This is a genomic window from Streptomyces noursei ATCC 11455 (genome assembly GCF_001704275.1).
In the GTDB taxonomy this organism is placed as follows: domain Bacteria; phylum Actinomycetota; class Actinomycetes; order Streptomycetales; family Streptomycetaceae; genus Streptomyces; species Streptomyces noursei.
Window position 1 is genome coordinate 7,512,955 of sequence record NZ_CP011533.1, and the last position, 21,493, is coordinate 7,534,447.

Consider the following 21,493-nt stretch of genomic DNA (forward strand, 5'->3'; position numbering starts at 1 on the left):
CGGCACATCACTCGTACGAGGAGAACCATGAGCGGCAAGGGCGCACCCGAACTGTCCGTGAAGAACTGTGGCGACCTGCGGGTGGCCGTGATCGCCGCGCAGTGGCACCAGCAGGTCATGGACGGCCTGGTGGACGGCGCGCTGCGGGCCCTGCATGAGCTGGGCATCGACGAGCCCACGCTGCTGCGGGTGCCCGGCACCTTCGAGCTGCCGGTGGTCGCCAAGGTCCTGGCCGGCCGCGGCTACGACGCGGTGGTCGCGCTCGGCGTGGTCATCCGGGGCGGCACCCCGCACTTCGACTACGTCTGCCAGGGCGTCACCCAGGGCCTCACCCAGGTCGCGGTGGACACCGGCGTCCCGGTCGGCTTCGGCGTGCTGACCTGCGACACCGAGGCGCAGGCGCTGGACCGTGCCGGACTGCCCGGATCCACCGAGGACAAGGGCCACGAGGCGGTCACCGCGGCGGTCGCCACCGCGGCCACACTCCGTACGGTCTCGGAGCCCTGGCGGTGAGTGGCCGCCCGTCTCACCCCGCGGGCCTTCAGCCGAGGCGCTGCGCGCCGCAGTGACGTCACCGCGTAGGGTAGGCGCCATCATGTCCAAGAAGACGTTCGAGGAGCTCTTCGCCGAGCTCCAGCAGAAGGCCGCCACCGGCGACCCCGCCACCTCCCGGACCGCCGAGCTGGTGCAGGCCGGTGTCCATACGATCGGCAAGAAGATCGTCGAAGAGGCCGCCGAGGTGTGGATGGCCGCGGAGCACGAGTCGCACGACGCCGCCGCCGAGGAGATCTCCCAGCTCCTGTACCACCTCCAGGTGATGATGGTCGCCAAGGGGATCTCCCTCGACGACGTCTACGCCCACCTCTGAGCCAGCCCCCTCCGCAATCCCCCAACTCTCCCAGCCGCAAAGGAAATCGCTGTCATGCTGCGCATCGCTGTCCCCAACAAGGGTTCACTGTCCGAGCCTGCGTCGGCGATGCTCCATGAGGCCGGCTACCGCCAGCGCAAGGACCGCCGTGAACTGGTCCTGGTCGACGCGGAGAACGAGGTCGAGTTCTTCTTCCTCCGCCCCCGCGACATCGCGGTCTACGTCGGCTCCGGCAAGCTCGACATCGGCATCACCGGCCGCGACCTGCTGCTGGACTCCGGCTCGCCGGCCGAGGAGATCCTCCAGCTCGGCTTCGCCGGCTCCACCTTCCGCTACGCCACCCGCCCCGGCACCGCCAAGGACGTCGGCGACTTCGGCGGCATGACCATCGCCACCTCGTTCTCCGGCCTGGTCACCAAGCACCTCGCCGACAACGGCGTGGACGCCTCCGTCGTCCACCTCGACGGCGCGGTGGAGACCGCCATCCAGCTCGGCGTCGCCGAGATCATCGCGGACGTCGTGGAGACCGGCACCACCCTGCGCAACGCCGGCCTGGAGATCATCGGCGAGCCGATCCTGAAGTCCGAGGCCGTGGTCATCCGCGGCACCGGCGCCCCGGACGACGACCCGAAGGTACGCCAGTTCCTCCGCCGGATGCAGGGCGTCCTGGTGGCCCGCCGCTACGTGATGATGGACTACGACATCCGGGTCGAGCACGTGGAGAAGGCCGTGGCGCTCACCCCGGGCCTGGAGTCCCCGACCGTCTCCCCGCTGCACCACGAAGGCTGGGTCGCGGTCCGCTCCATGGTCCCGTCCAAGGACGCCCAGCGCATCATGGACGAGCTCTACGACCTCGGCGCCCGTGCGATCCTGACCACCGGCATCCACGCCTGCCGGCTCTGACGCACCGCCGCCCGCACCCCCACCCCCTCCGACGGAAGACGACACGTGTCCGCGCCCGCGTCCCCCGCTGACTCCCTGCCCGGCCTGCCGGTGACCTTCCGGCCGGCCCGCACCCGGGCCGTCCTGTACGCCGTGGGCATCGCCCAGCTCGCCGCCCTCGTCGCGGTCGCGGTGCTGCTGCCGGAGCTGACCGGCGGCGAGCGGATCAGCTTCGTCGGCACCGGGGTCCTGGTGGGCGCCGTCCTCCTGCTGCTCAGCCGCCCCAGGGTGGTCGCGCGGCAGGAGGGCGTCACGGTCGTCAACCTCACCACCCGGCGCGACCTGGCCTGGGCCCAGGTCCTGCGCGTCAACCTCCGGGCCGGCGACCCGTGGGTCCATCTGGACCTCGCCGACGGCACCAGTCTGCCCGCGATGGGCATCCAGCCCGGCATCGCCCGGGAGCAGGCCATCCGCGACGCCCGCGCCCTGCGCGATCTCGTCGAGATCCACGGTGCCGTCGACCACACGGCCCGCTGACCCTGCCCCAACGCGGGCCCCGCTGTTTACTCTGTTCTCCGGGGTGCGCCCGCGCCCCGCCCCTCAAGGGGACCCAACGAACCGAGGAGTGACTCCCTCCGGCAATGGACGGATCGTCCTGTAGTACCTGCGCCGCCCCTCCCGAACCCCCGCATACGACGGAGGCGGCGGCATGATCGGCCCCCTGCTGCTCCTCCTTGCGGCACTCGCGCTCATCCTCGCCAACGGCTTCTTCGTGGCCGCCGAGTTCGGACTCGTCACCGTCGAGAAGGCGGACGCCGAACGGGCCGCGGCAGGCGGCGACCGCCGGGCCGACACCGTGGTCTCCGCACTGCGGGAACTCTCCTTCCAGCTCTCCGGCACCCAACTCGGCATCACCATCACCTCGTTGGTGGTCGGCATGCTCGCCGAGCCGGCGCTGGCCGGGCTGCTGTCCGGACCGCTGCTCGCCCTGGGCCTGCCCAAGGGCGCCGTCCCGGGCATAGCGGTGGTCGTCGGCATGCTGCTGGCCTCCGCCGTCCAGATGGTCATCGGCGAGCTGGTGCCCAAGAACTGGGCGGTCTCCAAGCCGCTCCAGGTCGCCCGGTTCGTCGCCGGCCCGCAGGACGCCTTCTCCCGCTTCTTCCGGCCGGTGATCACCCTGCTGAACACCGTCGCCAACCGGCTGGTCCGCGCCCTGGGCGTGGAGCCGACCGACGAACTGGCCTCCGCCCGCACCCCCGGCGAGCTGGTCTCGCTGGCCCGGCACTCCGCCCGGGCCGGGGCGATCGAGCAGGACACCGCGGACCTCTTCGTCCGCACCCTCTCGCTGGCCGACCTGACCGCGGAGAACGTGATGACGCCCCGCGTCCGGGTCAGCGCCCTCCAGGCCACCGCCACCGCCGAGGACGTCGTCAACCTCACCCGCGCCACCGGGCTCTCCCGCTTCCCCGTCTACCGCACCCGGCTCGACGAGATCGTCGGCATGGTGCACCTCAAGGACGCGCTGGCGGTCCCCGCCGAGGAGCGGCTGCGCATCCCGGCGGCCCGGATCGCCGTGCCGCCGCTGCTGGTGCCCGAGACGCTGCCGGTGCAGCCGCTGCTGGAACGGTTGCGCAGCGAGCAGCCGATCGCGGTGGTCGTCGACGAGTACGGCGGCACCGCCGGCGTGGTGACCCTGGAGGACATCATCGAGGAACTCGTCGGCGAGGTCCGCGACGAACACGACCGGGTGGACCTGCCCGAACTGGGCCAGGCGCCGCCCGAGGACGGCCGTCCGGCGTGGGACGCCGACGGCGGCTGCCGGGTCGACACTCTGCGCCGGATCGGTCTGGAGGCCCCCGACGGCCCGTACGAGACCGTCGCGGGGCTGGTCGCCCACATACTCGGCCGGATCCCGGCCCCCGGCGACACCGCCGAGCTCGACGGCTGGCGGCTGCGGGTGCGGCTGGTCGCCCACCACCGCGCCGAGCGGATACGGCTGGTCCGGCTGGCACCCGCCGCCCCCGCCGTCCCCGAGGCCGCCCGCGAGCGGGTCGCGGCCGGAGCGGAGGTGGCCCGATGAGCGCGGCCCAGCTCCTCTTCGCGGTTCTGCTCGTGCTCGCCAACGGCTTCTTCGTCGGCGCCGAGTTCGCCCTGGTCTCGGTCCGCCGCAGCCAGATCGAGCCGCTCGCCGTGATGGGCTCCAAGCGGGCCCGCCGGGTCCTGCACGGCCTGGAGAACCTCCCGCAGATGATGGCCGCCGCCCAGTTCGGCATCACCGTCTGCTCCCTGACGCTCGGCGCGGTCGCCGAGCCGACCGTCGCGCACCTGCTGGAACCGGTCTTCGAGGCCGTCCGGCTGCCCGCGGCCCTGGTCCACCCGCTCGGCTACGCCATCGCCCTGGCCCTGGTGGTCTTCCTCCACCTGGTCATCGGCGAGATGGTCCCGAAGAACCTGGCGATGGCCGCACCCGAGAAGACCGCCCTGTGGTTCAGCCCCGGCCTGGTCGCCTTCGCCCGGCTGTGCCGCCCGGTCACCGCGCTGCTCGGCGCGCTGGCCCACGGTGTGCTGCGGCTCTTCCGCGTCGAGCCCAAGGACGAGGTCGAGGCGGTCTTCACCAGCGAGCAGCTCACCCACCTCGTCGAGGACTCCGGCCAGGCGGGCCTGCTCGACCCCGCGGAGCAGGAGCGGCTCTCCGACGCCCTGGAGCTCGGCAGCCGCCCGGTCACCGACGTGCTCCTGGACCCCGCCGGGCTGATCACCGTCAAGCCCACGGTGACGCCCCGCCAGGTGGAGGAGCTGACCGTGCGGACCGGCTACTCCCGCTTCCCGGTCTGCGCGCCGGGCGGCGCCTACATGGGCTATCTGCATGTCAAGGACGTCCTGGACCTGGAGGAACGGGACCGGGCGGTGCCGCAGCGGATCTGGCACCCGATGGCCACCCTCCGCGCCGAACTGCCCCTGGACGACGCGCTGACCGCGATGCGCCGGGCCGCCTCCCACCTGGCCGCGGTCGCCGACGCCGGCGGCCGGGTGCTCGGCCTGGTCGCGCTGGAGGACGTCCTGGAGATGCTGGTCGGCGAGGTCCGGGACCCGGCGCACCGCACGGAGCGGACGGCCGGTCCGGCGCCCCGTGAGGGGGCCGGGCGGGTCGGCGAGCCGCGCGAGGGGGCGCCGGCGGCGGCCGAGGATCCCGCGCTGGCGGGCTGAGCCACGCCGCACCCGACACAGGGGCGCGCCGGACCACCGGCGCGCCCCTCCGCGTTCCGCCCTACAGGTCCAGCCCCTTCGGCGGCGCCTGCGGATCCGGCCCGCGGCCCGAGAGCACCTCGCCGTACGCCTGCATCAGGTCCGCCAGCCGAAGGGTGGCCAGATCGTCCCGGGTCGGGGTGCCCTGCCAGGTGGACAGGCGCAGATCGCGGTAGGCGCAGCTCTTCTCGTACAGGGTGCGCAGGAAGCGACCGTTGCCCAACTCGTCGATCCAGCCCTGCTCGACGACGTGGCCGTTGATGCTGCACAGCTCGTCGCGGGCCTCCTCGTCCCAGCGGTCGCCGTTCTCGGCCGCCAGCACCTCGCCGATCCTGGTGAGTTCCAGCGGACGGTAGCTGGGGAAGTCCACCCGGCTGGTGAAGCGGGACGAGAGGCCGGGGTTGGTGGCCAGCAGCCGGTCCATGCCCTCGGGGTAGCCGGCCAGGATGACCACCAGCCGGTCGCGGTTGTCCTCGGCCCGCTTGAGCAGCACCTGGAGGGCCTCGTCGCCGTAGGCGTCGCCCTTGCTGTAGCCGGAGTTGGACAGGCTGTACGCCTCGTCGACGAAGAGCACCCCGCCCAGCGCCGAGTCGATCAGCTCGTTCGCCTTGACCGCGGTCTGGCCGAGGAACTCGCCGACGAGGTCGGCGCGTTGGGCCTCCACGAGATGGTCGCCGCCGAGCAGCCCCAGCGCGTAGAAGACCCGGCCGAGTATCCGGGCCACCGTGGTCTTGCCCGTTCCCGAGGGGCCGGAGAAGACGAAGTGCCGTTTCGGGGGCGCCACCGGCAGGCCCTGGCCGGCCCGCAGCCGGGCCATCCGCAGCTGCGCCGACAGCGCCCTGACGTGCCGCTTGACCGGCTCCATGCCAACCATCCGTTCCAGCTCCGCCAGGGCCTTCTCCAGCAGCACCGGATCGGCCGGCCCGGTGGGCAGCAACTCGCCGCCGCGACGGCCCGGCGCGGTCGTCTTGATCCGGGCGGTACCGTCGTCCCCGGCGGACGGTCCGGCCGGCTCCGCCTGCGCGCCGGCCGGTTCGCCGGCCACCAACAGCTCCCGGCCGTCCACCGGGTCCAGCGGCGCCAGCGGGTCGAGGTCGCCGCCGGCCTCCTGGGCCGGGCCCTGGGCGGAGACCGGCGCCAGGCCGGCGCCCTCGTCCAGCCCGTCCGCCTCCGCGATGGCGGCGAGCCGGGCCGCGGTGTCCATGAACGTCGGATCGACCCGGTGCACCGCGCGGTAGAGGGGGAGCGCGGCGGCGCTGCGGCCGGTGCCCTCGTAGGCGCGGGCGAGCCAGTAGCGCAGTTCCTTGCGCTGCGGCTGCTCGCTGCGGCAGCGCATCAGCGCGGCGGCCAGCAGCGGCTCGGCCTGCCCGTACGTCTCCATCCGCACCCGCGCCATCCCGCCGAACAGCCCCGCCTCGATGCCCAGCGTCGGATCGCCGAGCAGCGGTTCGGTGTGCCGGACGAGCTGCTCCCAGTCCTTGACGAGGTAGGCGCGGCAGGCGTGCAGGAAGCGCACCTGGGGGTCGGCCTCCACCGGTGGGCAGCCGGCCAGCGCCTGGTCCAACTCGGCGACGTGCCGGCCGTCGAGCCAGTGGGAAGCGTGCGCCAGCAGCAGATCGCGGCTGGTCTCCAGCACCGGCTGGACCCACCAGCCCAGCCAGTACCAGGAGTTCAGAGCGCGTCGGTGGCGGGCGCGCTGCTCGCCGAAGCGGTCGCGGTGCTGGTGCATCCGCAGCAGCGCCATGGAGGTGTCCGCGCGCAGCGCGTGGAGCCCGAGCCAGGCGTCGGCCATCGTCGGATCGAGCCGCACCGCGGCCCGGAACTCCTCCTCGGCCTGGGGGTAGGCCCCCATGGTGTAGGCGTCGACCGCGCGCAGCCAGGCGAGTTCAGCCGGAGCGGGCGAACCCTGAGCGCCGACATCCATCCCGTCCCCCCCACAAAACGTCCCCCCGTGGTGTACCACCGGACGTGTGCCGCGCCGTGGGCCCGGGGCCTGGCCGGCCCTTGGCGAACCGGCGTGCGGCGGGCGGGAGTTGCCCTGTCGCGCACCCGGGTCCGGGTCCTGCGGTGGCACAGACTCGCATCGTACCTGCGCTGTCGGTGCAGGTCGTAGAGGGCCGCACGAGGTGGAGACGGGGGAGTGAAAGGGGGCGCATCGGCGCGAAGCGAGCGGTGACCCTGGGTGAGGGAAGTGCCGCGCGGCGAGCGCCGCGAAAGGTGCTTTCGCACAGGACGAAGCCCCCGATCACGGGGGAACAACCGGGGGCTTCGCGTCTGCAGGCGGTCCGTTGAACCGCACATTGAGAACGTAAGTCCTGTACGCCCCCCAGGTCAAGCCGAGTTGGGGTACTCGGCGGGTCCCGGTCGACGACTGGCGGCGTGTCAGCCATGGTCGGCTACACACGGTGAAATCCGGGCCCCGTCAATGCTATTTGGCGGGTCCCACGCACACCTCGTACCCCATCTGCCCCTGGTGCACCAGGAGATCGGCATACGGCCGGGACGGATCGGCCGCGAAGTGCGCGCGCTCCGCCGGAATCCAGCCATCCCAGAACGCGGAGAGCCCCGGACCGTCCCGGAGTTGACCCCGTTCCCATGAATGCTCGCGCGCCAGTTCCATCCAGAGCAGGCACGCGACGTACGGCCGCAACTCGCGTCGTCCGGTGCCCACGCCCTCGACCAGTACCACCGGCTCGGGCGCCAGCTCCCGCACCGTGGTGAACTCCCGGCGCACCCAGTCGTAGACCTCGTAGCGCGCGGTCCCGCCCCGGGACAGCGGCGCCAGCACCTGCTCCCGGAACCGGCCGTTCCACGCGAACAGCTCCTCGTGTGTCGCGAGGTCGTCGGTGTGTACCACCGGAGCGCCGCCGAGCGCCTCCGCCAGCCGCCCGGCGAAGGTGCTCTTCCCCGATCCCGCGTGTCCGTCCACCGCGACCAGACGCACCGGGCCGCACGACGGCGGGAGGGTGCGCAGCCGGGCGGCCAGCGAGGTCAGTACGGGGTCCGGAACGGGAGTCATCCCACCAGCCTACGCGCCAGTGGTCCATACCAATATTCCTGCCGCGACGCGCGTCGAACCGCCTTCCTAAGCCCGCCCGGAACGGAGATAGTTGAGCCCATCCGCCGCACCGCACCGGACCCGACCGTCCGCACCGCGAGCCGTCCGCACCGACTGGGGGACCTCACATGACCAGCTCCGCGCCCCGGCGCACCGTCCTGGCCGCCGCACTCGCCGTCGCCGCGGGCGCCGCCGCGAGCCCCCTGGCCGCCGCCGGCGAGCCCGCCCGCCGGCCCGCCCTGCCGGTTCCCGAGACCACCCCGCGCCGATCGAAGAGCCCCGTGGACTACCACGCCTGGACCACCGCCGCCGACTGGCACCAGGGCACCGGCCACGGCACCCGCGTGGTGTCCGGCCGCCGCCCCGGCGTCGCCCTCGCCCGCCCCGCCGGCACCACCGAGTACCGCGACCCGCACACCGGCAAGACCGCCACCTGGGAGTACGCCACCTGGACCAGCCCGGTGCACCGCCTCCCGGTCCCGGCCACCGAGGCCGTCGCCTCCTGGAACGCGCACACCCCCGCCGGCACCTGGATCGCCGTCGAACTGCGCGGCACGTACTCGGACGGCGGCCACACCCCCTGGTACGTCATGGGCCGCTGGACCGCCGGCGACGGCGAGACCGACATCCGGCGCACCTCGGTCGACGGCCAGAAGGACGGCCGCAGCGCCGTCTCGACCGACACCTTCGCCCTCGACGACCCCGCGAGCGGCCTCCGCCTGGCCGCCTACCAGCTCCGCCTCACCCTCCACCGCCGCCCCGGCACCACCGCCACCCCCACCGTCTGGCGACTGGGCGCGATGGCCTCCGACCTCCCCGACCGCTTCGAGGTGCCGGTCTCCACACCCGGCCTCGTCGGCTGCGAACTGCACGTCCCCCGCTACTCGCAGGAGATCCACAAGGGCCAGTACCCCCAGTACGACAACGGGGGAGAGGCGTGGTGCAGCCCCACCTCCTCCGAAATGATCATCGAGTACTGGGGCCACCGCCCCACCCGCCGGCAGCTCGCCTGGGTGGACCCCTCCTACGCCGACCCCCAGGTCTGCCACGCCGCCCGCTACACCTACGACTACCAGTACGAGGGCTGCGGCAACTGGCCCTTCAACGCCGCCTACGCCGCCACCTACCCCGACCTCCAGGGCCTCGTCACCCGGCTGTCCTCCCTCACCGACGCCGAACGCCTCGTCCACGCCGGCATCCCCGTCATCACCTCCCAGTCCTTCCTCAAGACCGAACTCGACGGCGCGGGCTACGGCACCGCCGGCCACCTGATGACCGTCATCGGCTTCACCCCGACCGGCGACGTGATCGCCAACGACCCGGCCTCCCCCACCGACCCCGCCGTCCGCCGCGTCTACAAACGCCACGAGTTCGAGAACATCTGGCTGCGAACGAAGCGCCACGACGAAAAAGGCCAGGTCAAGAGCGGTTCGGGCGGGGTGTGCTACCTGTACTTCCCGGCCAAGCCAGCACCAGCTCAGCACCGCGTCCTGCGCGAGCTCGGGATCCGGTAGCGGTCAGGCCGCGAGGCCGACCGCCGACTCCTCCGGCAGGCGGCCAGCAGGACCCAGCGGCTGCCAGGGGGTTCGGCCTCGCTGTGACCGCCGGCCGATCGCGGGCCGGCTCAGCGGGCGGAGCCGAACTCGCGCACCACCTGTGGCAGGGCCTTGAGGACCGTCGTGGAGTGGTCGAACTGCCCGACATCGCTGAGCTGCTGATCGGCCCCGTGGGAAGCCAGCTGACGTTGGCAGTACAGGGAGTTCGCGAAGGAGACGTCCTTGTCGCCCCTGGCGTGAAAGAGGCGCACCGGGACTGCGGGCCGCCAGTCACAGGTGGTGTCCATCACCTGCAGTTTCCGTTGCAGAATCCCCGTGGGGTTGCGCACCTTCTGGAGGAACTCATCGGTGAACAGTTCCTTCGAGGTCGCCGGCAGCGCGGTCGCGATCTCCGACGCCTGGTGGTCGCCGTCGAACAGCGCTTCCACCGTCTTGTCATAGGGGGCACGGAATGCCTGGTCCGTCGTGTCGTACAGGCCGTACATCCGGTTCCAGGCGGTGGCGAAATAGGCGAGGTAGAGCGATGACCGGACGACCTTGTCGGCTGCCGCGGCGGCCTCGAAGGCACTCAGATCGAACGGGCCGGAGATCGGGGCCAGGGCACCCGGACGGAAGTACGGGTCGACGCCCTGTTGCAGGGCCCGCCCGACCATCATCGTGGCCGGTCCGCCCTGGGAGAACCCGCTGACCAGTACACGCCGGTCGAGCGTGCGACCGTCCCGGCGGGCGAAGGCACGAGCCGCCCGCAACGCATCCACCGAAGCGCTGACGGTCGCCTCCGGGTTCCCGTACGGATGGATCCCGGGGCCCTTTCCCAGGCCGAGGTAGTCCGGTGCGGACACCGCTCGGCCGGTCGAGGCGAAGAACAACGCCGTGGCCCGGTCGGTGGACTTGTCACTCACCGAGGCCACCTCCCCTCGGTACACCTGCGTGCCGTGCAGCCAGGACACCACCCGAAGATCGCGGTCATCGTTCTTCGGCAGCGCGACCAGCTCGCTCGCCGTGGTGGGCTCGCCCTTGATGTCGACGGTGCGATACACGATCCGGTGGGCCCGCACGCCGTAGCGGACCTGTGCCGCGCCGATGCCGGTCTTCGCCAGACGGGCCACGACCTCCTTGGCGTCCAAGTCCGCCACAGGGGTCGCAGAGATCACCGCACCGCGTGCTGCGGGCTGCTGGTACGAGGGAGAGGCGGCAGGCGAGGAGGACCGCTGGTGGCCGTCGCCGCACCCCGTCACCGCCAGTACGGTCACGGCGCACACCAGAGCGAGCGCACCGCGCTTGGCTGATCTCCCATGGAGTCGAAAAAAGTTCATGACCGGACTCTGCCGCCCCCGGCATGCTCGGCACACTGGGACGAACACCCCACCCGTCAGGGGGTTTTCCCCACCGTGGTCTTCAGGCGGGCTCAATGACAGGGGGGACGAACCGGTTGAGCCCGTAGCCGCGGATTCGCCCCCCTCTGGTCCGCACCGGAGAAGCCCGCCTCGTGCGGGTCGGCCTTGACCAGGCGTGCGCCGCGCTGCAGCAGCCGGAAGCCGACCCGAACGGCGAGCACGTGACGTTGTCGGACCAGGATCATGCGCTGCTGGAGTCGCTCGCGGAGGACGGTCGCGTCGGCTGCCGGACTCTGGCGTCCGTCACGGGCTGATCGCAGACCTCGGTGCGACGGCGACGCGCCGAACTGCTTCGCACCTCGGTGGCGTACGTCGACGTCGACTTCGACGCCGAGTTGCCGGACCCGGATCGCCTGAAGGCGTCCCGGGCGCTTCCTCCCTTCTTGCCTGCCCGATCGACACCCGTTTCACGAGGTGCGGAAGAAATCGTCAGGGGTGCCTGGCACGCTGTCGAATATCGCCGGAAGTATCGGGCCAACTGGCTGTGGAGCGGGGCGGTCGTCAGGGTTGGCGACTGCCACACCGACTCTCATCAGGGAAGGAACCCGCGCTATGACGACCGCCTTCGACCCCATCTCCGTGGGCTCGATGACGCTGCCCAACCGCATCGCCATGGCACCACTGACCCGCCGCCGCGCCTACGGCGAGGGCCTGTCCGCCACGGCGTTGACGGCCGAGTACTACGTGCAGCGCAGCACGGCGGGCCTGATCGTCGCCGAAGCGATGCAGCCCAGCCGTGTGGGCCAGGGATACACCGACACCCCCGGCCTGCACGACGAGCGACAGGTGCGGTCCTGGCGCCCGGTCACCGACGCGGTGCATACGGCGGGCGGCCGGATCTACGCCCAGCTCATGCACGCCGGGCGCAACAGCCACCCCCAACTCCTCGGCGACGGGCTGCACCCCGTCGCTCCCTCACCCGTGGCAGCCGAGGGTGTGGTGCGCGTCAGCGGCGCCGAGCCCGCCGTCCGCAAGCCCTACCCCGTGCCGCGCGAACTGAGCGTCACGGAGATCCAGGAGACGATCGAAGACTTCGCGCAGGCCGCGCACAACGCGATACGGGCCGGCTTCGACGGCGTCGAACTGCACGGTGCCTACGGATACTTGATCCAGCAGTTCCTGTCCGACAACACCAACCGCCGCACCGACCGCTACGGCGGCTCCATCACGGGCCGCATCCGCTTCGTGCTGGAACTGGTGGACGCCGTGGCCGCCCGGATCGGCCCGCAGCGCCTGGCCCTGCGGATCTCACCCGGCTGCCCCGCCTTCGGACTCACCGAGACCGACGTCGACGACCTGTACGCGGCCCTGGTGTCCGAGCTGCGGGGCGACCTGGCCTACCTCCACATCCTCGAGTTCCCCGGTCACCGCGCGCTCACCAAGCGCCTGCGCAATGCCTGGCCCTCGGCCTTCATGCTCAACCCACACGAGACACCGGACTCCTGGCCCTCAGGGCCGGACGACCTGCACCTGATCGAAGACGGCCTGGCCGACATCCTGGCCTTCGGCACCCTGTACATCTCCAACCCCGACCTGGTGGCACGACTCCGGAACGGCAGCGCCGTCGCCCCGGCCGACCACACGACCTTCTACCGTGGCGACCACCGCGGCTACACGGACTACCCGGCACTGGCCGAAGCCGGTGCCCATGCGACGCCCTGAAGAGCGGGCCGGACAGCGACACCTCCTGCCCAGCCACCACCGCCGCTCCGCACCCGACCCACCAACCAGGCACAAGCCCACTGCCGACCCACGTCGGTGGACCAGGGCTGGTACTCCCACCACACCTGGTGTGACGGACCTCGTCGGGAAAGGAGCGGCCTCGGGTACCCGCCGACCGCACCGCCCTGCAGACGTGCCTGCCCGCACCGCATGGCGGCGTCAGACCATCAGCGCGGCGGCTTGCCGACGTGCCTGGCGCAGCCATGATGCGCGCATTGCGTCCGTCGAGTCGGTGACCGTACGGAAGACGATCCGGCGGACGTCGGCGACGCCTACGTACGGCAGGACGCATGCCGCCCAGATCCTTTGCGGCGGATCGCCGAACTCGCTCTCTTCGCGGTCGGCAGGGGTGTCGGAGGTGTTCAGCACGAGTGCCCGGCCGGCCTTCAGCAGCCCTGCGGGCTCGCATGGTTCCTCCCTGGTCGATGGCGGTCCTCCCCGACTGTGCCCTGCCTGTTGCCGCACACCGCATCTGGGGTCTGTGGCCTTGGAGTTGATGGTGGCGACGGCGGGCTCGTGTCTGGCTGCGTGATCGGGGTGGCGGTGTCGTGGAAGACGTACGCCGGCGTCGGCGGGGGTGCGCTGAGATGCCCTCGGGCGGGGCGTCAGGCGCGGAGTGCGAGGTGCCTGTCGAGCCGGGTGCGTAGGCGGGCGGAGGCCCCGCGGAGCGTCCCGAGCCGTCGGACCTCTTCCGTCGCGAGTTCGGTTCGTGCTGCCAGGGCGAGCACGGCGGCATAGGGGCGTTCGCCCTCGGCGAGCTTCGCCGCCACGGCATCGCGCACGGCCCGCAACACCATGAGGTCCGCACCGGGATGCTCCGCCAGCAGACACAGGAGCCTGTTGTCGTTCCAGGTGCTGTCGTGGGCCGTGCTCAGTTCCACCAGGGTCTCGGGCGCGGTACGGGGATTGACCGCCAGTGCATGCCAGACGAAGGGATACGGGCACTGCGCAAGTCGATGCAGGGCGGTGCTGTCGTCCTCGGTACGTGCCAGTTCCAGATAGTCGGCAGGGGTGCGCACGGACGGATTCCCCCCAGGATCGTCGGAAAGGCCATCCTCGCAGGGGATTTGGCCACTCGTGACGGGGCGGATTTCGCAGGCGACCGAGGGGCGGGAAGTCATCCGTGGATATTTCCCGGCACGGAGGGTCCCGACGGTTTCTCGGCGAGGTCGGTCCTGGTGGATCGGCCGCTCTAGCCCAGCCAGGCTACGGTGGGCGCCGCACGGTGACGTTGTTGCCGGTAGTTCGTTGGCACGACATGAAAAATACGCGTTGTGCACTCGTCGGTCTCGTGCTCGCGACCGCGCTTCTCGGCTCCATGTCGGTGCAGGCTGTGGCCGTCCCCAATGACGAAACCCCGCTTCAAACGCACCTCACGATGCCGCTGAGCAACCTCCTGACGGAAAACGGCACTCCGGCCGATTGGAGAATCCTCGGCTACCGACTCTGAATAGCCGGGTACGCCGCAGGGCCGTTCACCGCTTTCGGTAGCCGCTGGTCGTGGTGCGGGATCAGGCGGCTCGCCGGTGCCAATGCCGGGAACCCGGGGAACGCAGGAAATTCGAGGTACCCGAGTAACCCGAGCAAGCCGCGTGATCCGGGGGGCTGGTCAGCGGTTCGTGTTGTGGGCCGCCGGTGCGAATGCCCGGGTCACGGCGAGGCTGTCCTCGTAGACGTGGTGGCGGGTGACCAGTCCGTTCTCGACGGTGAGGTGGAGGGCGAAGCGGGCGCGGTAGGCGCGTCCGGTGGTCCGTGCGGTCTGGCGGATCTCGCCGAGGACGACGGCTTCGGGGCCGTCCACGAGGATCCGCTCGATCTCGGTGGCCGCGGCCTCGGGGATGTGGTGCTCGGCGAGTTCGCGGTAGTGGGCGGCGGCGTCGGCGCGGGTGGTGCGGTGACGGATCCAGGGGGTGGCGGTGCGGCCGTGCTCGGCCTCCGGCCAGTCCAGCTTCCAGTCGGCGTCGTCGGCGTACAGCTCCGCGATGCGCTCCGGGTCGCCCTCGCCGATCCGGTGCAGCAGTTCTTCCACCACGGAGCGGGTGGTCGTCGGCGTGGTCGTGGTCATGGTGGGGGCGTCCCTTCGGGTAGTCGATGCATGGGTGGGGGTGGGTGTGTCAGGGGCGTCCCCATCTTGTCGTGGGGGGAGGAGGGGGGCGATTACCTGGGAGGTAAGGGGGCGCGGTCGGCGGCCTTGCCGTGGGCCGGCAACCTCTCCGCCCTCGTCGTGGCCCGGGACACCGGTCGCCGCGCCCGCGGCCTGGACGATCGGGACCCGGTGCGGATCGCGGTCAGCGACCAGGTCCCTTCCTCCGTCGGCGACACGCTGCGGATCATCGGCGCGGAGCCGCTGGCCGTGCACGGCGCCGACGCCCACCGCGACGTGGTCGAGAGGGGTGCCGGGATCGCCCGCTGGACCGTCGACCGGGGTACGGGGGCCGACGGCCGGCGAGCGAGAACAGTGCGTCGAGGTACGGGGCGAGGGCGGACATGGGCCGGCCTCCTGGTCGGGACGGGGCGTGCGGGCCCGGTGTTCGCGGCGCGTCGCGCTCCCGGACGAGCCGCACCGGCAGACGATCACGCACCGGTCGGGGGCGCGCTACCCCGGTCCGCCGCCGCCCCTTCCCGGTGGGGCGGCCCGGCCCCGTGCGCGCGCCGCTCAGCCGATCAGCTCCAACACCGGGCGCAGGCCATCGGGGCGGCAGTGGACGGGAAGGTGGTCCACCGGGAAGTAGGCGCAGCCGACGGCGGTGGCGCCCCCGTCGGCGGTGCGGTCGTCGCCGACCATCAGCACGTGCGGCGGCGCCACCCCCAACTCCCGGCAGGCGAGCGCGAAGAGCCGTGGGTCCGGCTTCTGCAGGGCGTGCTCGAAGGAGAGCACACAGGCGGAGAGGTGGTGGTCGAGGCCGTGCGCGCGCAGGACCGGGCGGAGGTCCCAGCCGATGTTGCTGAGGACGCCGGTACGGATGCCGCGCAGGTGGAGCGCGGCCAGCACCTCGGCGGCGTCGGGGTAGGGCAACCAGGCGTCGGCCGTCATATGGCGGTCGTAGAGGGTGTCGTAGAGGGAGCGGCCGGCGCCCGGCGGGTCGTACAACTCGGCCTTGGGGAACGGTACTTGGCGGGCCAGGCCGGTGTAGACGGCGCGGTGGTGGCGGGCGTCGCGGTCGCGGAGGTCCCACAGGGCTTTGAGTTCGTCGGGAACCGTGGCCGGCGAGGCGCCGCCGGGGAGGGCGCCGGCCCGCTCCAGGGCCGCGGCCAGCCGGACGATCTCGCCGTCGGCGAGGGGGCAGGGCGGCGTTCCGGGGACGGCGTGGAAGGCGGCGAGGGACGCGCGGAGCCAGGACTCGGCCGGCTCGATGCGCAGCAGCGTCCCGGAGAAGTCGAACAGGACGCCGTCGATCCCGCCGCCGGCCGTACCGCGGGGCGTGCCGTTGGTGGTCGTCATGGTCTCCATGGTGACGGTTGTCCGGCGGCCGGTCAGGTGAGCGCGTGCAGCCCGGGGCCGAACGCCACCAGCAGCGGGACGGCCGGCAGCAGCAGCGCATAGGCCGTCATCCGCAGGCGGCGGCCGGGGGTCAGGCGGGCGGCCGGGGCCAGTAGCCGGTTCACCCGCTGCGGGACCTGGGCCAGCTGGGGCGGGCAGGGCCCGAACACCCCACTGTCCTCGTTGAGTTCGACCAGTGCCAGGGCGATGGTCAGTCGGCCGAAGCGGCGCGAGGCGACGTCGTCGGCGGCCATCTCGACCAGCCGGTGCACCTGGTCGCGGAACGCCGCGAACATCGGGATCTGCGGGAAGCCGGCGGCCAGCGCCGACGCGCAGTGCAGCAGGACGTCGTGCCGGGCCCGCAGGTGCCCCTGCTCGTGGGCGATCAGCGCATCGAGCTGACGACCCCTCAGGCGCTGCAACGCCGAGGTGGTGATGACGAGTTGGGGAGAGGGGTGGTGCAGCAGGAACGCCCCCGGCCGGTCGCCCTCCAGGACCACCAGACGACTGCCGCGCGGGTCCTCGCCGGGCAGCAGCGGCGAGCGGCGCAGCAGTTCGCTCCGGCGTCGCCGGCGGCGGGCCCGCGCCGCCCGCACCTCGCGGGTCAGCGCCACCACCGTCCACGCGCCGCCGCCCGCCAGCAGCAACGCCAGCACACCGGCCCACGGCCCGTAGGTGTTGAGCGCGTACGCCTCGACGACCACCCGCGGGGCGAATCCGAAGACCGGGCTGCGCACCGCGTCCCAGGCGGCGGCCGCGCTCAGCGCCATGGCGAGCACACAGCACAGCAGAACACCCGCCACCACGCACTGCCACACCCACAGGGCCAGCACCGGCTCACGGTCGGGCCAGTCCGAACGGGCCATCACGCGCGGCGCCATCGCCGCGGCCAGCACGCCGAGGATCATCAGCGCGAGGGGGACCATCATGGCGTCAGCCTATGAGCGGTCCGCTACCGGTTGGTACGGTCCTGCGACGGAAGTGACGTACACCACGCCCCACGGGGGTGTGCGGCGCGCGGGGCGGCACGGTCGATGGCGCGCGACGGGCCTCAGAGTGCCAGGAGCATGGCGAGCATGCCCAGCCCCATGGCCACCTGACAGGCCCGCAGGACGACGGGCGGGCCGGCGCAGGCGACGGAGGCCCCGGCGGCGGCGCCCGGTGCGCCCGGCGCGCCGGCGGGGGCCAGCCGGATCCCGGCGGCGAGCACATAGACCGTGTAGTAGACGAGCAGCAGGCCGGTCAGCAGCGGGATGCCGGCGGGCGCGCCGTGCGACCCCCCGGTCATCCCCGCCATCCCGTGCGCGCCGTGCATCCCCGGCATCCCCGCCATGCCGGACGCGGCGTGCATCCCCGGCATGTCCTGCATGCCGACCATCGCGAGCGCCATGTAGACCATCGCCAGCGCCCCCACCGCGTGATGCAGATGGCGCCGCACCAGCGCCCAGAGCGCCGACGCGCCGAACACCGCCGTGTACACCCAGGGCGACCACGCCGGCGGCGCCACCACGGAGGCCGGCAGCGCCATCACCGCCATGCCCAGCGCCATCAGCGCCTCGCCGCGGGCCGTGGTCCGCTGTTCCGGGGGGCCGGTGCGGGTACGGGACAGGCAGTAGCCGCCGGTGGCCGCGCACAGCAGCACCAGCAACCAGCCGACCAGTGACGGTGTGTGCATGGAACACCTCCCGGACCGGGGGGACGGTGAGCACCCGCAGGATGCCCGGCAGGGGCGTGGCATACAGGAGCGCACAGGCGCAATCCGGGAGCGCAGGAAGGCCGGCCCGCACCACCGGTCGGCGCGGCGGTGCCCCGGCGCCCCGGTCAGTCCGCGGCCACCCGCTCCGGCCCGCACCAGGCGGTCAGCGCCGCGCGCAGCGCGTCCTCCGCCACCGGCCCGTCGCTCGCCCAGGCGAGATAGCCGTCCGGCCGCACCAACAGCGCCGCCGTTGCCGCGCTGGGCGCCTGGGCGGCGGCCGGGACGATCTCGACCCGGTCGGCCCACCCCGCGGCGGCCTTGAGGGCGCCGTCCGCATCCGGCCCCTCCAGCCCCAGCAGCAACGGCCGCCCCGGGCGCAGCAGTTCCGCCAGCCGCGTCGTGCCGTCCGCCGTCGTCACCGGCAGATCGCGGGCGAACGTCCCCGTCAACGGATGCCCGTCGGGCTCGGCCGCGTAGCGGATGCCGGTGCCGTAGATGACGTCGCTGAGGTACTTGTTGACCTCGTCCATCGCCATCAGCCGGGTGAACAGCGCCCGCAGCGCGTCCACCTGCGGGCCGGGCCGCATCAGCGCGACCTGGGCGCGGGTGTTCTCCAGCACCTGCGCGGCGACCGGGTGCCGCTCCGCGTGATAGCTGTCCAACAGCCCCTCCGGCGCCCGGCCCCGGCACACCGCGGCCAGCTTCCAGCCCAGGTTGAACGCGTCCTGCAGGCCGAGGTTGACGCCCTGCCCACCGGCCGGGAAGTGGATGTGCGCCGCGTCGCCGGCCAGCAGCACCCGGTCCACGCGGTACCGGTCCGCCTGGCGCGCGCTGTCGGTGAAGCGCGTCACGAAGTCCACATCGCTCAGGGTGACCTGCTGCCCGGTCACCCGCTCGATGCCCCGGGCCAGTTCGTCGACGGTCTCCGGACTCTCCAGGTCCGCCGGCGGCTCCCACTCGGTGACGGCGATCCGCCCGTCGGGCATCCGCATGAACCAGCCCCCGTCGGTGCGCTGCCAGGCGGCCGGCAGTTCCCCGTCCCCGTGGACCTCGACGTGGCCGCGCCCCATCCGGGACACCAACGACGGGTCGGTGCCGGGGAAGCCGATCCCGACGTCCTTGCGCACGATGCTGCGCCCGCCGTCGCAGCCGACCAGGAAGTCCGCGCGCACCGTGGTGTCGCCGTCCGCGGTCCGCACATGGACGGTGACGCCGTCCGCGTCCTGGGCCAGGCCGGTCACCTCCTGGTCGTAGCGGACCACCGCGCCGAGGTCCTCGGCCCGCCGGGCGAGCAGGTTCTTGAGGACCTGGTGGGTGAGGGCCAGGCCGTGCGGCTGCTCGGCCGGCTCCGCCGAGTGCCGGCCGAGCAGGTACAGACCGGCGAAGTGGCCGCGCGCGGCCCGGTCGTCGAGCTGCCGCCGGAAGTCCGCCAGCCCCGGCAGGCTCTCCTGGGCGCGGGTGAACTCCGCCAGCAGGCCCCGCCGGTCCAGCGTCTCCAGCGTCCGGGAGTGCAGCACCAGCGTGCGCGGCTCGCCCTCCCCGCGCCGCCCCCGCTCCAGGACGAGCGCCGCGACGCCCTGCAGTCTCAACTCCGCGGCCAATGTCAGGCCGACCGGTCCGCCGCCCGCGATGACGACGTCGAAGTGCTCCCCGCCTATGGGGGATTCCGTGGTGGTCATACCCGCGACGCTAGCGACCGCGGGGACCCACCACCAGTGACCGTTGTGCAACCCAGAGTTGCACCGGACGCACTCCGGCCCGCGCCACCGGGCGCGAGCCGGTCCGCCGGGTCAGGGCCGGTAGCGCAGCGGATGGTCGGCGGGGACCTCGGTCACCACGATCCGGTGCCCGTCCGGGTCGGCGATCCACATCTCGATCAACCCCCACGGCTCGCGCACCGGCGGCCGCAGCACCGCCACCCCGCGCTCCACCAGCTCCTCGTGCGCCCGTGTCGCGTCGTCCACCTGGAGCCACAGCTGGAGGGTCGGCGTCGGGGCGGCCGTCGCCCGCCCGGAGACCTCCAGGAAGCCGCCGCCGAGGAAGTACACCGTGCCGCGCTCCGGACCGGTGCCGAACTCCCGGTAGATCGCCAGCCCCAGCGCCTCGCCGTAGAACTTCCGCGACCGCTCCGGATCGGCCGGCCGCACCAGAATCCTGCTGCTCAGTACCTGCACCATGGCTGGACCCTACGCCGCGGGGACCGTCCGGCCCTGCCGTCGGCCGGCGCGTCTTGTTAGCCTCGATTTTTCCGCCATCGCCACGGCCGAGAGGACCCCGCTCCCATGCCCACCAGCTCGCTGACCTTCCGCAACGCCACCGAGGCCGACGTCCCCGCGCTCGTCGCGCTCGTGGAGTCGGCCTACCGCGGGGACGCCAGCCGCGCCGGGTGGACGACCGAGGCCGATCTGCTGGACGGCCAGCGCACCGACCCGGACGGCGTCGCCGAGGTGGTGCGCAACGAGAGCGGTCGGCTGCTGGTCGCCGAGCGGGACGGCGAGCTGATCGCCTGCTGCCAGCTGGAGCACCGCGGCGACCACGCCTACTTCGGGATGTTCGCGGTCCGCCCGGACCTCCAGGGCGCCGGCCTGGGCAAGGTGATCATGGCCGAGGCCGAGCGCACCGCGTTGACCACCTGGGGCACCCCGGAGATGCGGATGACCGTCATCCGGCAGCGCGAGGAACTCATCGCCTGGTACGAGCGCCGGGGCTACCGCCGCACCGGCCGGTTCAGCCCGTTCCCGTACGGCGACGAGCGGTTCGGCATACCGCAGCGCGCCGACCTGGAATTCGAGCTGCTGGTCAAGCCGCTGGGCTGACCACCGGCCCCGACCGCGGCCCCGATCGGACGGACCGGGCGGCCCCGTGACGTGCCGTCCGGCCGCCGGCCCGCGTACCGCGCCGGCTACGCCGTGAAGCGCACCGCCCGCCGGATCTCCGGCTGGTCGGTCACCACGCCGTCCAGCCCCAGCCCGCGCGCCAGCCGCAGCTGGTCATGGGTGTTCACCGTCCAGCCCAGCACCTTCAACTGCGCGGCGTGCGCCCGCTCGACCAGTTCGAGGGTGAGCCGCCGGATGTCCAGCGACACCACCTCCGCACCCACCGCCTTGGCGCGGTCCACGACATCGGCGCCGTACCGCTCGGCGACCAGCCCGGTGCGCACGCCCGGCAGCAGCGTGCGGATCGCTGCCAGTGCCTCGTCGTGGAACGAGATGATCTCCACCCGGTCGGTCAGATCGCGCGACCGCACCACCTCGGCCAGCGCCTGCGCCGCCGCCACGTCCTTGATCTCCGCCTGGAGCGGCAGCCGCACCGTGTCCACCACCTGCTCGAACACCGGGATCCGCTCGCCCCGCCCGGCGTCCAGCTCCCGCAGCTCGGCGAGGGTGTGCTCGGCGATCGCACCGGTGCCGTCGGTGGTCCGGTCGACGTCCGGATCGTGCATCACCACCAGTGCACCGTCCTTGCTGAGGTGCAGGTCCAGCTCGATGACGTCGACGCCCTCGCGTTCGGCGCGTACGAAGGAGCGCAGGGTGTTCTCAGGCTCCACACCCATCATTCCGCGGTGCCCGATGGTGAGAAAGGACAAG

Annotated in this window: 23 protein-coding genes; 11 read left to right on the forward strand and 12 right to left on the reverse strand. The window is 72.6% G+C overall.

The features are described from left to right. Positions 1-27: 27 nt before the first annotated feature. From ribH to SNOUR_RS31980, 6 genes are all read left to right on the forward strand, one after another. Entirely contained in the window at positions 28-513 is a 486-nt protein-coding gene (ribH, locus tag SNOUR_RS31955; RefSeq protein WP_039638068.1) for a 6,7-dimethyl-8-ribityllumazine synthase, read from the forward strand. 82 nt (positions 514-595) lie between these two features. Further along, positions 596-868 (forward strand): phosphoribosyl-ATP diphosphatase, encoded by a 273-nt coding sequence (locus SNOUR_RS31960; RefSeq protein ID WP_016571913.1) that lies wholly within the window; start codon positions 596-598, stop codon positions 866-868. 54 nt (positions 869-922) lie between these two features. Beyond that, a complete protein-coding gene (gene hisG / locus SNOUR_RS31965; RefSeq protein WP_067353940.1) occupies positions 923-1,771 on the forward strand; it encodes an ATP phosphoribosyltransferase in 849 nt (282 codons plus the stop codon). Positions 1,772-1,816: 45 nt separating this feature from the next. Continuing rightward, complete coding sequence (locus SNOUR_RS31970) at positions 1,817-2,287, forward strand: PH domain-containing protein (RefSeq protein ID WP_067353943.1); 471 nt, start codon at positions 1,817-1,819, stop codon at positions 2,285-2,287. Between the two features lie 172 nt (positions 2,288-2,459). Then, positions 2,460-3,830 (forward strand): hemolysin family protein, encoded by a 1,371-nt coding sequence (locus tag SNOUR_RS31975; protein ID WP_067353946.1) that lies wholly within the window; start codon positions 2,460-2,462, stop codon positions 3,828-3,830. Then, positions 3,827-4,957, forward strand: a complete 1,131-nt coding sequence (locus SNOUR_RS31980) for a hemolysin family protein (RefSeq protein ID WP_067353948.1) — start codon at positions 3,827-3,829, stop codon at positions 4,955-4,957. The genes SNOUR_RS31975 and SNOUR_RS31980 overlap by 4 nt, the downstream gene beginning before the upstream one ends. Positions 4,958-5,018: 61 nt before the next feature. Here SNOUR_RS31980 and SNOUR_RS31985 read toward each other — a convergent pair whose 3' ends face one another. Together SNOUR_RS31985 and SNOUR_RS31990 are read right to left on the reverse strand one after the other, a co-directional pair. After that, positions 5,019-6,920, reverse strand: coding sequence for an AAA family ATPase (locus SNOUR_RS31985; RefSeq protein ID WP_067353951.1), 1,902 nt, complete (start codon positions 6,918-6,920; stop codon positions 5,019-5,021). Between the two features lie 504 nt (positions 6,921-7,424). Next, the gene (locus SNOUR_RS31990; RefSeq protein WP_067353954.1) at positions 7,425-8,015 is read right to left on the reverse strand and encodes a uridine kinase family protein; all 591 of its coding nucleotides are present in this window, start codon (positions 8,013-8,015) and stop codon (positions 7,425-7,427) included. Positions 8,016-8,182: 167 nt separating this feature from the next. Between SNOUR_RS31990 and SNOUR_RS31995 the strand changes: the two genes are divergently transcribed. Further along, positions 8,183-9,568, forward strand: coding sequence for a C39 family peptidase (locus SNOUR_RS31995; protein WP_067353956.1), 1,386 nt, complete (start codon positions 8,183-8,185; stop codon positions 9,566-9,568). Between the two features lie 110 nt (positions 9,569-9,678). Here the strand turns inward: SNOUR_RS31995 and SNOUR_RS32000 are convergent, their stop codons facing one another. Next, positions 9,679-10,926, reverse strand: a complete 1,248-nt coding sequence (locus SNOUR_RS32000) for a lipase family protein (RefSeq protein ID WP_067353959.1) — start codon at positions 10,924-10,926, stop codon at positions 9,679-9,681. Between the two features lie 173 nt (positions 10,927-11,099). On the opposite strand from SNOUR_RS32000, the gene SNOUR_RS46450 reads away from it, so the two are divergent. Together SNOUR_RS46450 and SNOUR_RS32005 are read left to right on the forward strand one after the other, a co-directional pair. Further along, positions 11,100-11,261 carry a hypothetical protein gene (locus SNOUR_RS46450; RefSeq protein ID WP_159425941.1) on the forward strand — a complete coding sequence of 54 codons (162 nt, stop codon included), beginning with the start codon at positions 11,100-11,102 and terminating at the stop codon, positions 11,259-11,261. 298 nt (positions 11,262-11,559) lie between these two features. Then, positions 11,560-12,669: an alkene reductase gene (locus SNOUR_RS32005; RefSeq protein ID WP_067353961.1), complete on the forward strand. Its 1,110-nt coding sequence runs from the start codon at positions 11,560-11,562 to the stop codon at positions 12,667-12,669. Between the two features lie 219 nt (positions 12,670-12,888). Here SNOUR_RS32005 and SNOUR_RS32010 read toward each other — a convergent pair whose 3' ends face one another. Together SNOUR_RS32010 and SNOUR_RS32015 are read right to left on the reverse strand one after the other, a co-directional pair. Then, on the reverse strand, positions 12,889-13,098 hold the full coding sequence (locus tag SNOUR_RS32010) for a hypothetical protein (protein ID WP_312634166.1): 210 nt from the start codon (positions 13,096-13,098) through the stop codon (positions 12,889-12,891). 236 nt (positions 13,099-13,334) lie between these two features. Beyond that, positions 13,335-13,748: a hypothetical protein gene (locus SNOUR_RS32015; protein ID WP_067353963.1), complete on the reverse strand. Its 414-nt coding sequence runs from the start codon at positions 13,746-13,748 to the stop codon at positions 13,335-13,337. Between the two features lie 206 nt (positions 13,749-13,954). Between SNOUR_RS32015 and SNOUR_RS46455 the strand changes: the two genes are divergently transcribed. After that, the gene (locus SNOUR_RS46455) at positions 13,955-14,179 is read left to right on the forward strand and encodes a hypothetical protein (protein ID WP_159425942.1); all 225 of its coding nucleotides are present in this window, start codon (positions 13,955-13,957) and stop codon (positions 14,177-14,179) included. Between the two features lie 159 nt (positions 14,180-14,338). On the opposite strand, the gene SNOUR_RS32020 is transcribed toward SNOUR_RS46455, so the two are convergent. From SNOUR_RS32020 to SNOUR_RS32045, 6 genes are all read right to left on the reverse strand, one after another. Next, positions 14,339-14,794, reverse strand: a complete 456-nt coding sequence (locus SNOUR_RS32020) for a nuclear transport factor 2 family protein (RefSeq protein WP_067353966.1) — start codon at positions 14,792-14,794, stop codon at positions 14,339-14,341. 591 nt (positions 14,795-15,385) lie between these two features. Further along, positions 15,386-16,180, reverse strand: a complete 795-nt coding sequence (locus tag SNOUR_RS32025; protein WP_079142987.1) for an HAD family hydrolase — start codon at positions 16,178-16,180, stop codon at positions 15,386-15,388. 23 nt (positions 16,181-16,203) lie between these two features. Next, a complete protein-coding gene (locus SNOUR_RS32030; protein WP_067353968.1) occupies positions 16,204-17,139 on the reverse strand; it encodes a M56 family metallopeptidase in 936 nt (311 codons plus the stop codon). Between the two features lie 122 nt (positions 17,140-17,261). Continuing rightward, on the reverse strand, positions 17,262-17,885 hold the full coding sequence (locus tag SNOUR_RS32035) for a DUF5134 domain-containing protein (protein WP_067353970.1): 624 nt from the start codon (positions 17,883-17,885) through the stop codon (positions 17,262-17,264). A 146-nt stretch (positions 17,886-18,031) separates the two neighbouring features. After that, positions 18,032-19,585 carry an FAD-dependent monooxygenase gene (locus SNOUR_RS32040; protein WP_067353973.1) on the reverse strand — a complete coding sequence of 518 codons (1,554 nt, stop codon included), beginning with the start codon at positions 19,583-19,585 and terminating at the stop codon, positions 18,032-18,034. A gap of 111 nt (positions 19,586-19,696) precedes the next feature. Continuing rightward, entirely contained in the window at positions 19,697-20,083 is a 387-nt protein-coding gene (locus SNOUR_RS32045) for a VOC family protein (RefSeq protein WP_067353975.1), read from the reverse strand. Positions 20,084-20,188: 105 nt separating this feature from the next. Between SNOUR_RS32045 and SNOUR_RS32050 the strand changes: the two genes are divergently transcribed. Next, positions 20,189-20,722, forward strand: coding sequence for a GNAT family N-acetyltransferase (locus tag SNOUR_RS32050; protein WP_067353978.1), 534 nt, complete (start codon positions 20,189-20,191; stop codon positions 20,720-20,722). An 86-nt stretch (positions 20,723-20,808) separates the two neighbouring features. Here the strand turns inward: SNOUR_RS32050 and SNOUR_RS32055 are convergent, their stop codons facing one another. Next, positions 20,809-21,492, reverse strand: a complete 684-nt coding sequence (locus SNOUR_RS32055; RefSeq protein WP_067358960.1) for a glycerophosphodiester phosphodiesterase — start codon at positions 21,490-21,492, stop codon at positions 20,809-20,811. Between the last annotated feature and the right edge of the window lies 1 nt (position 21,493).